Genomic DNA, 12,495 nt, shown 5'->3' with positions numbered 1-12,495 from the left:
GGGCGCCCCCCGGAAGGGAACGAGGGAGACGAGATGTCGGTGGAGACCTCCGCCCGATCCGCCGCCGAGATCCTGGCGTGGAGCCGGGAGCTGGTGGAGCCCGCGCTGCGCGCCGTCGTCGAGGCGATGCCCGGCTCGATGCGCGGCATCGCCGAGTTCCACTTCGGGTGGCGCGACGAGGCGGGCCGGCCGGCGGCGGGGGCGGGCGGCAAGGCCGTCCGCCCGGCGCTGACGCTGCTGGCGGCCGAGGCGGCCGGCGGGACGGCGGCCGCCGCCCTGCCGGCCGCCGTCGCGGTCGAGCTGACGCACAACTTCTCGCTGCTGCACGACGACGTCATGGACGGCGACCGCACCCGCCGGCACCGGCCCACCGCGTGGACGGTGTTCGGGGTCAGCGCCGCGATCCTCGCCGGGGACGGGCTGCTCGCCGGCGCCTACGAGGCGCTCGCGGACGCGCCGTCCCCGGACCCGGCGGGCGCGGCCCGGGTGCTCAGCCGCGCGGTCCTGGAGCTGGTGGAGGGGCAGAGCGCCGACACCTCGTTCGAGGACCGCACCGACGTCACGCTCGCCGAATGCCTGGCGATGGCGGGCGGGAAGACCGGCGCGCTGCTCGGCGGCGCGTGCGCGCTCGGCGCCCTGTACGGGGGCGGCGCCGGGCGCGCGTCCCGGTTCCGGGTGTTCGGCGAGCGGCTCGGGCTGGCGTTCCAGCTCGTGGACGACCTGCTCGGCATCTGGGGCGACCCGGCCGTCACCGGCAAGCCCGTCCACTCCGACCTGCGCAACCGGAAGAAGTCGCTGCCGGTGGTGGCGGCGCTGACGTCGGGCACGGCGGCGGGGGCGGAGCTGGCGGCGCTGTACCTGCGGCCCGGCGCGCTCGCCGGCGACGAGCCGGCCCGCGCCGCCGCGCTGATCGAGGCGGCCGGCGGCCGGGACTGGGCGGCGGCGGAGGCGGACGCCCTGGTCGCGAGCGCCCTCGCCGAACTGGACGCCGCCGATCCCGTCCCGGCCGCCGCCGCGGAGCTGCGGGCGGTGGCGCACCTGCTCACCCACCGGGACCACTGACCCGCCCGCCGGACGGGCGCTGCCGGCCCCTGCCGCTGCACGACGAGCCCGTCTCCTAGCAGCGGCCGCGCGCGGCGGTGCGGCCCAGGCCCGCGATCAGGACGGCGCCGACGACCAGGTGCATCGCCGTCAGCGCGGCGTAGGTGCCCGCGCCCTCGGAGTCCATCGGCCCGGTCATCGACAGGCCGAGGGCGATGCCGGCGGTGATCCCCCAGGTGCGGCCGGGGCGCTTCGCGCGGCGCTCCATGACGGCCAGCAGCCCCCAGCCGGCCAGGCCGATCAGCAGCGTGGACACCAGCACGGCGGCGGGGCCGACGTGCTGTCCGCGGGCGTGCATGCCGGCCCCGGCGATCGGGTCGGCGATCACCCAGACCAGCAGCGCGGCGGCGGCCGCGGCGAGCACGGTGAGGGCGCGCCGGACGGCGGTGCCGGCGGGGACGGGGCGGGTTGCGGTGGTCTCGTTCATGCCACCACGATCGCCGCCGGTCGGGGCGCGGCGCATCGGGCGCGCGGCCGCGCCGGGTCCGCCCGCGGGCCGGGGCACCCCCTACTTCGGTAGGTGTCGCGGCCGTCGGGCCCCGCCTTACGCTGGCCCGGTGAACAGCGAGAACGTCTGCGAAGCCGAACGGCCCGGGCCGCGGTTCGCCGTCGGCGCGGCCATGGCCGTCGCCGCCGTCGGGGCGCTGGGCGCGGTGACGCTCTGGGGCCGGCCCGCGGAGGATCCGGTGCCGCTCGGCCTCGACATCGCGGCCGGGGTGCTGGCCTGCGTGCTGTCGCCGCTCGTCCTGCGGCGCCCGGTGCCCGGCACGGTCGCGCTGACCGTGCTGGCCGCGCTGTCCCCGGCGGTGACGCCGGCGGCCACGTTCGGCGCGTTGCACGTCGCGCAACGGCGCCGGTTCCCGGTCGCGGTCGCGGTCGGCGCGGCAGGGATCGCCGCGCACGCGGCGCGCGGGATCTGGCGGCCCATGGGCGGCATCACCTACGCCTGGTGGCTGCTGCTGGTCGCCCTCGCCTACGCCGCGCTCGTCGGCTGGGGCGCGCTGTCGCAGGCGCGCCGCGCGCTGCTGGCGTCGCTGCGCGAGCGGGCCCGCCGCGCCGAGGCCGAGCAGGGCCGCCGCGTCGCCGAGGCGCGGATGCTGGAGCGCACCCGCATGGCCCGCGAGATGCACGACGTCCTCGCGCACCGGCTGTCGCTGCTCGCCACGTACGCGGGCGCGCTGGAGTACCGCCCGGACGCGCCGCCGGAGAAGCTCGCGCAGGCCGCCGGCGTCGTCCGCGCCGGGGTGCACCAGGCCCTCGACGAGCTGCGCGAGGTGATCAGCGTCCTGCGGGACGAGGACGCCGGCGGCGACGACCGCCCGCAGCCCGTCCTCACCGACCTGCCGGACCTGGTGGCCGAGTCCCTCGACGCGGGCGGCAGCGTGCAGCTGCGGGACGCGGTGGTCGAGCCCGCCGCGCTGCCCGCCGCCGCCGGGCGCACCGCGTACCGGGTTGTGCAGGAGGGGCTGACGAACGCCCGCAAGCACGCGGCGGGCCGGCCGGTGCGGGTGGCGATCGAGGGCCGCCCCGGCACCCGGCTGGTGATCGACATCCGCAACCCGCTGCCGCCGGACGGCACCGCGCCGCTCGCCCCCGGCACCGGGACGGGCCTGGTCGGGCTGACCGAGCGGGTGCAGCTGGCGGGCGGCCGGCTGGACCACGAGGTCGCCGCCGGCGAGTTCCGGCTGCACGCCTGGCTACCATGGCCGGCGTGACGTCCGCCGAGGCGGCGGGGGACCGCCCCCTGCGCGTGCTGATCGTGGACGACGACGCGCTCGTCCGCGCCGGCCTGTCGATGATGCTGGACGGCGTCCACGGCATCTCGGTCGTCGGGGAGGCGGCGGACGGCGGCGAGGTGCCCGCGGCCGCCGACCGGCACGCGCCCGACGTCGTCCTGATGGACCTGCGGATGCCGCGGGTGGACGGCATCGCCGCCACCCGCGCCCTGCGCCGCCGGGAACCGGCGCCGGAGGTCATCGTCCTCACGACGTTCGACACCGACGAGAACATCCTGCAGGCGCTGCGCGCCGGCGCGAGCGGGTTCCTGCTGAAGGACACCCCGCCCGCGCAGATCGTCGACGCCGTCCGGCACGTCGCGGCCGGCGATCCGATCCTCTCGCCGCGGATCACCCGCCGCCTGATGGACCGCGCCGCCACTCAGGCGGGCGCCTACGAGCGCGCCCGCGCGGCGCTCGCCAGGCTCAGCCCGCGCGAGAACGACGTGGTCGCCGCGATCGGCGCGGGCCGCTCCAACGCCGAGATCGGCGCCGAGCTGTTCATGAGCGTGGCGACCGTCAAGGCCCACGTGTCCAGCATCTTCACCAAGCTGAGCCTGGACAACCGCACCCAGATCGCCCTGCTCGCCCACGACGCCGGCCTCGCCTGATCCGGCCTCGGCGGGCCCGGGGGCGTCAGGCCAGGGCCACGCGCAGGGTCGCGGCGGTCAGCACGACGCAGACCGGGGTGTAGACGGCCAGGTTGAGCTTGTAGAAGGCGGAGTCTCTGCGGGCGCCGACGCCCAGGGCCCAGACGACGCCCGCGCCGGTGCGCAGGCCGAGCCCGGCGGCGACGGCGACGGTTCCGGCCGCCGGTAGCCACCCCGGCAGGCCGGGCAGGATCACGTCGGCCCGGGCCAGCACGGCGACCGCCCCCGCCGACAGGACGAGAACGAGCGGGGCCAGGACACGCGGCGTGAAGGGGACGTCCGCGTTCAGCAGGCCGCGGGACAGGGCGGTCACGTCGCGTGCGGGCCAGGTGCGGCCGGTCATCCAGTACACGTGCAGCAGCGCGTCCAGGACGAGGACCGCGGCCGTCAGGACGGCGGCCGTTTCGTAGGTTTCCATGTCTGGAAGAGGAGCCGGGACGGCCGTGGCACTCCCGTGACGTGCGTCACTCCGGCGGCGTGAACCGCCTGACGAACCGGCGCAGGACGACGGGGCCGAGCAGCCGCCGCAGCGGCGGGCCCGCGATGCGCATGCCCGGGGCACGGATCCCGGCCATGTAGGCGAAGCGGGTGGCGTCCCCGGCCGGGACGGCGGCCATGCCGAACACCAGCAGCCGGCTCTGCATCAGGCACCGGCCGGGGCGCAGCACCATGTCGAAGCGCGCGCGCATTCCCGAACGGCCGTGGACCATCGCGCGCATCCGCTCGCCCTCGCGCTCGGTGACGCGCAGGGACCGGACGTCGGGCACCAGGCCGGGGAAGCCGCGTTCCGGGTCGCCGAGCACCGTCCACACGTCCTCGAACGCGGCCGGCAGCACCGCCTCCTCCACCAGGGCGCCGGGGAACGCGGCGGCCAGCGCGCGGAGCCGGCGCACGTCGTCCAGCTCTCCGACGGGCCAGGTCACGATGGGCTCCCTTCGTCGCGCCAGCTCAGCCGGAAGCGCGCCCGCGCCCGGAACAGCCGGCTCCGGACCGTCCCGGCCGGGACCCGCAGCATCCGCGCCGCGGTCTCCTCGTCCAGCCCCTCCAGGTCGCGGAGCGTGAGCACGGCGCGGTGCTCGGGCGACAGCCGGTCGAGGACGTCGCGGACGTCGGCGGCCAGCGACGGGTCGCCGGGCGCGGGCAGGTCGACCGGCTCGGCGGGGACGGCCCGGGACGACCGCCGCGCCACCCGCACCGCCTCCCGGACGGCGATGACCCGCACCCAGCCGAAGAGCGCGCCGGGATCGCGCAGGCCCTTCAGCTCGCGCATGACCACGATCAGCGTCTCCTGGGCGGCGTCCGGCGCGTCCTGCAGCGCGATCGGCCCGCAGAGCCGGCGCACGTACGGGGTGAGCGCCTCCAGCACCTCGTTCAGCGCCATCAGGTCGCCGCGTTGCGCACGCCTCACGACGTCGGGATCCAGCGCGCTCACCGGCCTGACCTTATCCTCCACGTCGGTCGATAGTATGTTCGAGTGGTGCATGTCCCGTTCCTGTGCCCCCGCGGTCACCGCCTCGTCCCCGGCCGCGTCATCGTCGGCTGGTCCCCCTGCGTCTGCCCGCCCTGCGGCGGCCGCGCCCGCGGCCTGCGCGGCCACCGCACCTACCTGTGCCTCGACTGCAAGGACGAGCACGTCACGACGAAGTGCTACCTCCCGCACCACGTCCCTTCGCAGGGCGCCGCCTACCGCTGGCCGTGAGCCCCCCGGCGGCTACGCTGTGATCATGACGGAGCGGTGGGCACTGGGCGGCGACCTGGAGGTCGCGCGGATCGGGTACGGCGCGATGAAGCTGTCCGGCTGGCCGGGCGGTCCCCGCCCCGACCGCTACACGGCCCTGACCGTGCTGCGCCGCGCCGTCGAACTCGGCGTGAACCACATCGACACCTCGCACTACTACGCGCGGGACGGCGTGGCGGCCAACGAGCTGATCCGCGAGGCGCTGTCCCCCTACCCCGACGACCTGGTCATCGTCACCAAGGTCGGCGCGCTGATCGAGGGCCCCGACATCCACCTGCCCGGCCCCGAGCAGACCGGCCTCACCCCCGACGGCCTGCGCCGCGGCGTCGAGGCGAACCTCCGCTCGCTCGGCGTGGACCGCCTGGACGCGGTCAACCTGCGCATGGGCGAACTCGCGGACGCCCGCACCCCCATCGCCGGGCCGCTGGAGACCCTCCTCGCCCTCCGCGACGAGGGCCTGATCCGCCACATCGGCATCTCCAACGTCTCCGCCGCCGAATTCGCCGAGGCCCGCGAGGCCGCGCCGATCGCCTGCGTCCAGAACCTCTACAACGTCGCGCAGCGCGACGACGACCCGCTCGTGGACGCCTGCGCCGACGCGGGCATCGCCTACGTCCCGTACTTCCCGGTAGGCGGCTTCCAGCCGCTCACCGCGGACCGCCTGAACACCGTCGCCGCCCGCCACCAGGCGACCGTCCCGCAGGTCGCCCTCGCCTGGCTGCTCGCCCGGTCCCCGAACATCCTCCTCATCCCCGGCACCGGCTCCCCGGCCCACCTGGAGGAGAACATCGCCGCCGCCGGCCTCCACCTCACCCCCGAAGACCTCGCCGAGCTCGGCTGACCCGTCCGCGGGAACCCGAACAGGGCGTCCGAGGGATAACCGGTGTAGGCACACCGCGATCCCTTGGAGGCCCCCGATGACAGAGCCGTCCGCACAGCCGGCCCCGTGGTGATCGGAATCCGGGCGCGGCCCGGCCCTCCGCCCGGAACGGCGCAGGGCGACGCCGAACTGATCCGCAGATCCCTCGCGGAACCGGACGCGTTCACCGCGGTGTACGACCGGCACGCGCCCGCCATCCACCGGTACGTCGCGCGCCGCCTCGGACCCGACCCGGCCGACGACCTGATGGCCGAGACGTTCCTGATCGCCTTCCGCAAACGGCGGCGCTACGACCTGGCCCGCCCCGACGCCCGGCCCTGGCTGTACGGGATCGCGACCCGGCTCGTCGCCCGGCACCGCAAGGCCGAGACGGCCCGCTACCTGCTGCTGGAGCGGCTCGGCGGCGAGACGGCCGCCGAACCCGTCGACAGCGAGGCGCGGGTGAGCGCGCAGGCGCTGCGCGGCCCGCTCGCCCGGGCGCTCGCCGACCTGCCCAAGGCCTACCGGGAGCCGCTGCTCCTGGTGGCCTGGGCCGACCTGACCTACGAGGAGGTGGCCGCGGCACTGGACGTCCCCGTGGGCACCGTCCGGTCCCGGCTGTCGCGCGGCCGGGCCCGGCTCCGCGCGGCGCTCGGCGGCGCCGACCCCACCGAGGAGGACATCGATGGATGAGATGACGATGCTGCGCGAGGCCAGGCCCGACGTGCCGCCGCCGACCGACACCGCGCTGCGCGCGGGCCGCGACCGGCTCACCGCCGCCGCGCGTCCCGCCCGCCCCTGGTCGCGCCTCCCGAAGCCGGCCGCCATGGGCCTCCTCGGCGGCGCGGCCGCACTGGCCGCCGCCGTCGCGATCACGGTGGCGCAGGTCGTGGCGCCGGAGGGCCACGGGTCCGCCACCGCCGCGGCCGCGGCGGTGCTGCGCGACGCCGCGGCCACCGCCCGCGGCGGCCCCCCGGTCGGGCCGGGGTCGTACAGCTACACGCGGGAAGTGATCGTCCACCCCGGCGGGACGGGCGGAAACCAGTGCACGGAGACCTGGCTCCGGCGGGACGGCTCGATGGCGGCCTTCACCACGTATTCGGAGCGGTACGGTGGCCGCTGCGATTCCAAGAACCGGCCGCGCCGGACTCCGGCCCTCGGATCAGGCCAGGACGACCGGCGCCCGCACGCCGACGTCCGCACCCTGCCGACCGGCCCGTCCGCGCTCCGCGCGCGGCTGTACTCCGACGCCGCCCACGGCAGGGGCCAGAATCCGGACAACACGGGATCGCGCGACCAGCTCGTCTTCGACCGCATCGGACGCCTGCTGAGCATGTCCCTCCCGCCCGAGCTGCGGGCCGCGCTGTTCCAGACGCTCGCGACGATCCCCGGCGTCGACGCCGTCCGCGGCGAGAGGGACGCGCTCGGACGGCAGGGGATCGCGCTGGCCCGGTCGTTCGACGGCACGGCGACCCCGGGCCGCCTGGCGATCATCCTGGCCCCGGGCACCTACCGCTACCTCGGCGCGAAGGTGGTGCAGGACATCGGGGAGGGTGACCAGACCGACCTCACGGCCCTCCTGACCACGGCCGTCGTCACGAAACCGTTCCAACGCCCCTGAGACGCCCCGCCCGGCCCCGGCCGGGCGGGGTCACGCGTCCCCGGGGAGCGGCGGCAGCGGCAGGGGCAGCCCCGGCAGGCCGTCGATGCTGGTCGCGACGTGCTCCTTCTTGTGGAAGTAGGCGTCGAGCGACTCGTCGGTCTCCCGCGCGAACCGCGACCCGTGCAGCGGGCGGTCTCCCTCGTAGCTCATGAACGGCACGGCGTACCCGCAGGTGTCGCGGATCTTCTCCGCCCGCACCACGATGATCGCCCGCAGCCCGTGCGAGGTCACCTCGATGTCCGGGAAATGGCGCATCAGCTCGCCCCACCGCGGATCGTCCCGGAACACCGGCTCGCCCCGCCCGTGCACCCGCACGATGTTCGGCGGGCCGTCGAACGCGCACCACATCAGGGTGATCCGGCCGTTCTCCCGCAGGTGGGCGATCGTCTCGGCGTTGCTGCCCGCGAAGTCGAGGTAGGCGACGGTCAGCTCGTCGAGCACCGCGAACGACCCGGTCAGCCCCTTCGGCGAGAGGTTGACGGTCCCGTCCCCGTCCAACGGCGCCGTGGCGGTGAAGAAGATCCGCTGCGCCTCGATGAACTCCCGCAACCGGCCCTCAATACCCTCATAACTCTTCCCCATGACCCGAGTATGACCGCCCGCCGTTCCGTTCCCCAGTGGCCCCCTGGGGGCCGGCCGCACCGGTTGGGGGTGGCCGGTGCGGCCGGTTCGCGGGCGGGTCAGGTCAGCAGAGGCTGGCCGGGTTGGAGGTGCGGCAGAGGTTGCCGCGGAACCGGTTGGTCTCGCTGCCGCTGTTGTCGACCAGGTCGAACGGCGCGTTGCCGCGGACGACGTTGAGCTGGACGAGGTTGTGGCGGGCGGGCCGGTTCAGCGGCGGCGTCCCGCGGAAGAGCACGATGCCGCCGGAGTACGGCAGGTTGCCCCGGTTGCCGTTGACGACGTTCTTCTGGACGACGTTGTGGTCGCCGCCGAAGAACAGCACCCCGGTGCCGCCGAGCGGCGGGACCTCCTCGTGCGCGGCGCACGTCCGGTTGTTCTTCGAGACGTTGTTCTTCCACACCCTGGTGTTGCCCTGGCCGCCCTTCTGGCTGTCGTCGATCAGCGCGATGCCGACGCAGTTGCCGATGAGTGAGTTGTCCCATGCCTTGACGTTGCGGGCATGCCGGACGAGCAGGCCGATGGCGTTTCCGGTGGCCCGGTTGCCGGTGACGACCGTCCCGTGCGCGTTGGCGATGTCGCCGACGTAGAAGCCGGCCTCGTCGCCGTTGTCGACGGCCCAGTTGTGCGCGAACCGGCCGCGTGTGGAATGGAATTCCGAGATTCCGTACTCGCCGTTGTTCGCGGCCAGGACGTGTTCCACGGTGAGGCGGTCGGTGTAGTGGCCGAAGACCCCGTTCTTCGCGAATTTCCGCACGGTCAGGTTCTTGATCGTGACGCCCTTGACCGGGTGGTCGGCGCGGCCGACGACGCAGATGCCGGTGCCGGCTGACTGGGCGGCGGCGCAGTGGTCGGTGCCGCCGGGCCGCAGCACGGTCTTGACGCCGGCGCCGCGGATGGTGAGGCGCTTCTTGACGAGGACGCCCCCGTCATAGGTGCCGCGGAGGAGCCGGACGGTGTCGCCGGGCCGGGCCCGGTCGACGGCCGCCTGGATCGAGTGTCCCGGACGCACCACATGCGTCCGGGGCCGGTGTCCGGACGTGCTGCCGTCCTGCGCCGATGCCTGGCCCGCGGATGCGAAGGGGACGAGCCCGGCCAGTACGGCGACGGCGACGGCCGAACCCGCGGTAGTCCATCTCATTCTATTTTTCTCCGTTTCTGGCTGATCTGCACGCCGCGAATGCGTTCCGCGGCTTCGGCTCCGCGGCGTTGCGCCCGCGGGAGCCGCGCTGATCATTCCGTCAGGCCGGAGGAGCAAACATGGGAAGGGTGCTCGGGTTTTCGCAGCCGGTCGGCCGGGGTGCCCATTGGGCATTATGGCCAAATAGCTTATTTTGGACGGACTTCCGGAACGTCCGCTACCGCTCGGCGAGGGCGGCGCGGGCGGTTTCGATGAGGGAGCGGGAGGCGGCGGGGGTGAGGGCCTTCTCCTCGACGAGTTTCCAGGTGTCCCACAGGTCGGCCTGGGCGGCGTCGATGCCGAGGGCGGTGTGGACGAGCGACATCCGCTCGGTGACGCCGGGGAACTCCAGGACGTCGAACGCGCCGTGCAGGCCGGCGTACGCGCCGACGCCCGTGGGGACGACGCGGACGGTCGTGCGGGCGTCGGCGGCGAGGTCGAGCAGGTGCGCGACCTGGGCGTGCAGGACCTCGGTGCGGGGGCCGGAGTGGTCGAGCATGTAGCCGTCGATGATCACGTCGAGGGTGCGGGGCTCGCCGAAGGGGCGGTGCTCCTGGCGGTTGCGGAGCAGGTCCCACTCCTCGTCGGGGTCCGTCTCGCGGACCTCGAAGATCAGGCGGGCGTACTCCTCGCACCAGACGAGCTCGGGCATCCGGGCGATGCCGAACGTGTGGATGTAGGGCGACTCCGACTCGACGGTGTAGATGTCGCGGACCAGGGCCTTGAGGCGTCCGAGGTGGCGTGCCAGCCAGGGCGGGCCGGCGGGGCGGGAGGCCAGGTCGACCAGGACGGCGCGGACCTTGTCGGGCGCGCCGTAGGCGTCCAGCATCGCGCCGACCTGCTCGGGCGTGACCTCGCCGAAGCCCGTCTCGACGCGGGCCAGCCAGTCGGCGTCGCGGTCGAGGAGGGCGGCGGCGTCGGGGTAGGACAGCTCGAGGAGTTCCCGGATCCTGCGCAGCTGCTGCCCGAGGCTGCGCGCGTTGATGTTCGGGGCTCGGTAGTCGACCGGCATGCCCCCAGCGTAGGAGCCGGCCGGTTCCGGTGCGGGGTTTTCCGGTCGCCGACCGTGACGGCCCCCGGGAGGGCCTGGCGCGGCTGCGCGGCGCGCCCCCGGAGATCACTTCAGCGTGTGCTCGGACTGGTTCCAGAAGTCGGTGAGGGCGGTCGCGGTCGTCTCCGGCGCGTCCCACGCGGGGGAGTGCGCCGCGCTCGGGATCACGACCTTCGCCGCGTTGAGCCGCTCCGCCATCTCCGCCTGGGCGCGCGGCGCCCACACGTCGTCGTCCTCGCCGTACAGGACGAGCGTGCGCAGGCCCGTGTCGCCGCAGTGCTTGGCCAGCTCGTCGACGCGGTCGGGGGCGGAGAGGATCTCGCGGGACATGCCGATCAGCCCCGCCTCGGAGTTGCCCAGCGTCCGGTCCCTGAGGAACTCCAGGATCTCCGCCTGGACGCCGCTCGCGACGTAGTCCGGCTCCATGCCGACGCTCCAGATTGCGGCCATGCCCAGCTCGGGGATCGCGTCCTTCAGCGCCCGCGCCTTGTCGGCGGCGTGACCGGTGACCGCGGCCGGCCCCGAGCTCATCAGGGTCAGCGACGCCGGGCGCACCGCGCCGGCCAGCACCGCCTCCCGCGCCACCAGCCCGCCGAACGAGTGCCCGACCAGGTGCACCGGATCGGGGCCGAGCTCCTCCAGCAGCGCGGCGACGTCCTCGCCGAGCGCCGCGCGGCCGTAGGCGTCCGGATCGTCCGGGCCCGGCGTCTGGTGCTGGCCGCGCATGTCGATCGCCAGCACCCGGCGGCCGGACGCGGCGAGCGTCTGGAGCACCGCGAGGAAGTCCTCCTTGCTGCCGGTGAGGCCCGGCACGAGGAGGGCGGGACACCGCTCGGGCACCCGCGACCCCGGGAGCGCCTCCAGCGCGGCGAACGGGCCGCGCGAGGTCTCGACGGTCGTCCGGCTCACGCCGGGGGGCAGGGTCAGGAACCGGGGCGTACTCACGGAGTGCAACCATACTAAACGGGCATCCGCCGGCCACCGGCGCGAAACCGCGCGGTGATAGCGTCGCAGCGTGCGAGCGAAGCCGGCGATCTCGGCGCATCGACGGGACGAGGCGGGCCTGGCGGGCCTGCGTGAGGCGGTCGACTCCGGGGCCGAGTACGTGGAGATCGACGTCCGGCGCACCGGGGACGGGCGGCTCGTCGTCCACCATGACCGGGAGATCGGCGGCCTTCCGCTGGCACGGCTGTCTTACCGGCGGGCGAAGGAACTGTCACCCCGGCCGCTACCGCTGGTGGACGAGGCGATGGACATCATCGCCTCCCGCGCGCAGGGCCATCTGGACCTGAAGGAGCGCGGCTGCGAGCACGAGACCGTCGCGCTGGCGATGGAGGCGTTCGGGCCCGGCCGGTTCGTCGTGACGACCCGCGAGGTGTCCTCGCTGGTCCAGATCAAGAAGCGCTTCCCGCAGGCCAGGACGGCCCTGTCGGTGGGCCGCAACCTGTGGGAGCCGGGCGTCGCGCGCGACTTCATGCCGCTCCGGCTGATCCGCCGGGCCGGCGCCGACATGGTGGCGCTGAACCACCGGCTCGCCCGCGTCGGCGTGCTGCGCCAGTGCGGCCGCGCCGGGATCCCCGCCATGATCTGGACGGTCAACGCCCAGCCGCTGATGCGCCGCTTCCTCGGCGACCCCCGCGTCGCGGTCCTGGTCACCGACCACCCCGACACGGCCCTCACCATGCGCGAAGGCATCTGACCGCACCCCCACCTAGGGGGACGACCGTGACGCCGCGCCCCCAAGCGCCCGCTCAGGCGGCGAGCCACCGCGCAGCCACGTCCCCGAGCGGCTCTTTCCCCGACCACGCAACGACCCGAACCGTCGCGATCGCGAGCGAAGCCAAGTTCGAGCTTGCGAGA

16 protein-coding genes are annotated in these 12,495 nt (G+C 74.9%); 8 read left to right on the top strand and 8 right to left on the bottom strand.

Going from position 1 to position 12,495, the window contains the following annotated elements:
* The first annotated feature begins 33 nt into the window (after window positions 1–33).
* Complete coding sequence (locus ACA514_RS11015) at window positions 34–1,062, top strand: family 2 encapsulin nanocompartment cargo protein polyprenyl transferase (protein ID WP_375040954.1); 1,029 nt, start codon at window positions 34–36, stop codon at window positions 1,060–1,062.
* A 55-nt stretch (window positions 1,063–1,117) separates the two neighbouring features.
* On the opposite strand, the gene ACA514_RS11010 is transcribed toward ACA514_RS11015, so the two are convergent.
* Window positions 1,118–1,528 (bottom strand): DUF6069 family protein, encoded by a 411-nt coding sequence (locus ACA514_RS11010; RefSeq protein WP_375040953.1) that lies wholly within the window; start codon window positions 1,526–1,528, stop codon window positions 1,118–1,120.
* A gap of 130 nt (window positions 1,529–1,658) precedes the next feature.
* Between ACA514_RS11010 and ACA514_RS11005 the strand changes: the two genes are divergently transcribed.
* On the top strand, window positions 1,659–2,816 hold the full coding sequence (locus ACA514_RS11005) for a sensor histidine kinase (protein ID WP_375040952.1): 1,158 nt from the start codon (window positions 1,659–1,661) through the stop codon (window positions 2,814–2,816).
* The gene (locus ACA514_RS11000) at window positions 2,804–3,487 is read left to right on the top strand and encodes a response regulator (RefSeq protein WP_375040951.1); all 684 of its coding nucleotides are present in this window, start codon (window positions 2,804–2,806) and stop codon (window positions 3,485–3,487) included. The genes ACA514_RS11005 and ACA514_RS11000 overlap by 13 nt, the downstream gene beginning before the upstream one ends.
* 25 nt (window positions 3,488–3,512) lie before the next feature.
* Here ACA514_RS11000 and ACA514_RS10995 read toward each other — a convergent pair whose 3' ends face one another.
* Genes ACA514_RS10995 through ACA514_RS10985 form a run of 3 tightly spaced genes read right to left on the bottom strand, consistent with a single transcriptional unit; the run spans window position 3,513 to window position 4,958 of the window.
* Window positions 3,513–3,944: a DUF3995 domain-containing protein gene (locus tag ACA514_RS10995; protein ID WP_375040950.1), complete on the bottom strand. Its 432-nt coding sequence runs from the start codon at window positions 3,942–3,944 to the stop codon at window positions 3,513–3,515.
* A gap of 46 nt (window positions 3,945–3,990) precedes the next feature.
* Entirely contained in the window at window positions 3,991–4,449 is a 459-nt protein-coding gene (locus tag ACA514_RS10990) for a hypothetical protein (protein WP_375040949.1), read from the bottom strand.
* Window positions 4,446–4,958 (bottom strand): RNA polymerase sigma factor, encoded by a 513-nt coding sequence (locus tag ACA514_RS10985; RefSeq protein WP_375040948.1) that lies wholly within the window; start codon window positions 4,956–4,958, stop codon window positions 4,446–4,448. Before ACA514_RS10985 ends, ACA514_RS10990 begins: the two co-directional genes overlap by 4 nt.
* A gap of 42 nt (window positions 4,959–5,000) precedes the next feature.
* Between ACA514_RS10985 and ACA514_RS10980 the strand changes: the two genes are divergently transcribed.
* The 4 genes from ACA514_RS10980 (at window position 5,001) to ACA514_RS10965 (ending at window position 7,744) form a co-directional block, all read left to right on the top strand.
* Window positions 5,001–5,225, top strand: coding sequence for a hypothetical protein (locus ACA514_RS10980; protein ID WP_375040947.1), 225 nt, complete (start codon window positions 5,001–5,003; stop codon window positions 5,223–5,225).
* A 25-nt stretch (window positions 5,226–5,250) separates the two neighbouring features.
* Window positions 5,251–6,105: an oxidoreductase gene (locus ACA514_RS10975; RefSeq protein WP_375040946.1), complete on the top strand. Its 855-nt coding sequence runs from the start codon at window positions 5,251–5,253 to the stop codon at window positions 6,103–6,105.
* 105 nt (window positions 6,106–6,210) lie between these two features.
* Window positions 6,211–6,816: an RNA polymerase sigma factor gene (locus tag ACA514_RS10970; protein ID WP_375040945.1), complete on the top strand. Its 606-nt coding sequence runs from the start codon at window positions 6,211–6,213 to the stop codon at window positions 6,814–6,816.
* The gene (locus ACA514_RS10965; RefSeq protein ID WP_375040944.1) at window positions 6,809–7,744 is read left to right on the top strand and encodes a CU044_5270 family protein; all 936 of its coding nucleotides are present in this window, start codon (window positions 6,809–6,811) and stop codon (window positions 7,742–7,744) included. Before ACA514_RS10970 ends, ACA514_RS10965 begins: the two co-directional genes overlap by 8 nt.
* Window positions 7,745–7,774: 30 nt before the next feature.
* Here ACA514_RS10965 and ACA514_RS10960 read toward each other — a convergent pair whose 3' ends face one another.
* The 4 genes from ACA514_RS10960 to ACA514_RS10945 all read right to left on the bottom strand — a co-directional run bounded on the left by ACA514_RS10960 (window position 7,775) and on the right by ACA514_RS10945 (window position 11,580).
* Window positions 7,775–8,368 (bottom strand): pyridoxamine 5'-phosphate oxidase family protein, encoded by a 594-nt coding sequence (locus ACA514_RS10960; protein WP_375040943.1) that lies wholly within the window; start codon window positions 8,366–8,368, stop codon window positions 7,775–7,777.
* Between the two features lie 103 nt (window positions 8,369–8,471).
* Window positions 8,472–9,545 carry a nitrous oxide reductase family maturation protein NosD gene (locus tag ACA514_RS10955; RefSeq protein ID WP_375040942.1) on the bottom strand — a complete coding sequence of 358 codons (1,074 nt, stop codon included), beginning with the start codon at window positions 9,543–9,545 and terminating at the stop codon, window positions 8,472–8,474.
* Window positions 9,546–9,762: 217 nt separating this feature from the next.
* Complete coding sequence (locus ACA514_RS10950) at window positions 9,763–10,596, bottom strand: helix-turn-helix domain-containing protein (protein ID WP_375040941.1); 834 nt, start codon at window positions 10,594–10,596, stop codon at window positions 9,763–9,765.
* Between the two features lie 105 nt (window positions 10,597–10,701).
* Window positions 10,702–11,580 (bottom strand): alpha/beta fold hydrolase, encoded by an 879-nt coding sequence (locus tag ACA514_RS10945; protein WP_375040940.1) that lies wholly within the window; start codon window positions 11,578–11,580, stop codon window positions 10,702–10,704.
* Window positions 11,581–11,650: 70 nt separating this feature from the next.
* Between ACA514_RS10945 and ACA514_RS10940 the strand changes: the two genes are divergently transcribed.
* Window positions 11,651–12,334: a glycerophosphodiester phosphodiesterase gene (locus ACA514_RS10940; protein ID WP_375040939.1), complete on the top strand. Its 684-nt coding sequence runs from the start codon at window positions 11,651–11,653 to the stop codon at window positions 12,332–12,334.
* Window positions 12,335–12,495: the final 161 nt, after the last annotated feature.

The sequence above is a fragment of the Actinomadura sp. NTSP31 genome (assembly GCF_041951385.1).
GTDB classification, from domain to species: Bacteria; Actinomycetota; Actinomycetes; order Streptosporangiales; family Streptosporangiaceae; genus Spirillospora; species Spirillospora napierensis.
The sequence above is the reverse complement of the archived record's forward strand: the minus strand, read 5'-3'. Positions and strand labels throughout refer to the sequence as shown.

Excerpts from the sequence above, each read along its gene's own strand:
- ACA514_RS11015 (WP_375040954.1), top strand. The coding sequence starts at position 34 with ATGTCGGTGGAGACCTCCGCCCGATCCGCCGCCGAGATCCTGGCGTGG.
- ACA514_RS11010 (WP_375040953.1), bottom strand. The coding sequence starts at position 1,528 with ATGAACGAGACCACCGCAACCCGCCCCGTCCCCGCCGGCACCGCCGTC.
- ACA514_RS11000 (WP_375040951.1), top strand. The coding sequence starts at position 2,804 with ATGGCCGGCGTGACGTCCGCCGAGGCGGCGGGGGACCGCCCCCTGCGC.
- ACA514_RS10995 (WP_375040950.1), bottom strand. The coding sequence starts at position 3,944 with ATGGAAACCTACGAAACGGCCGCCGTCCTGACGGCCGCGGTCCTCGTC.
- ACA514_RS10975 (WP_375040946.1), top strand. The coding sequence starts at position 5,251 with ATGACGGAGCGGTGGGCACTGGGCGGCGACCTGGAGGTCGCGCGGATC.
- ACA514_RS10965 (WP_375040944.1), top strand. The coding sequence starts at position 6,809 with ATGGATGAGATGACGATGCTGCGCGAGGCCAGGCCCGACGTGCCGCCG.
- ACA514_RS10960 (WP_375040943.1), bottom strand. The coding sequence starts at position 8,368 with ATGGGGAAGAGTTATGAGGGTATTGAGGGCCGGTTGCGGGAGTTCATC.
- ACA514_RS10955 (WP_375040942.1), bottom strand. The coding sequence starts at position 9,545 with ATGAGATGGACTACCGCGGGTTCGGCCGTCGCCGTCGCCGTACTGGCC.
- ACA514_RS10950 (WP_375040941.1), bottom strand. The coding sequence starts at position 10,596 with ATGCCGGTCGACTACCGAGCCCCGAACATCAACGCGCGCAGCCTCGGG.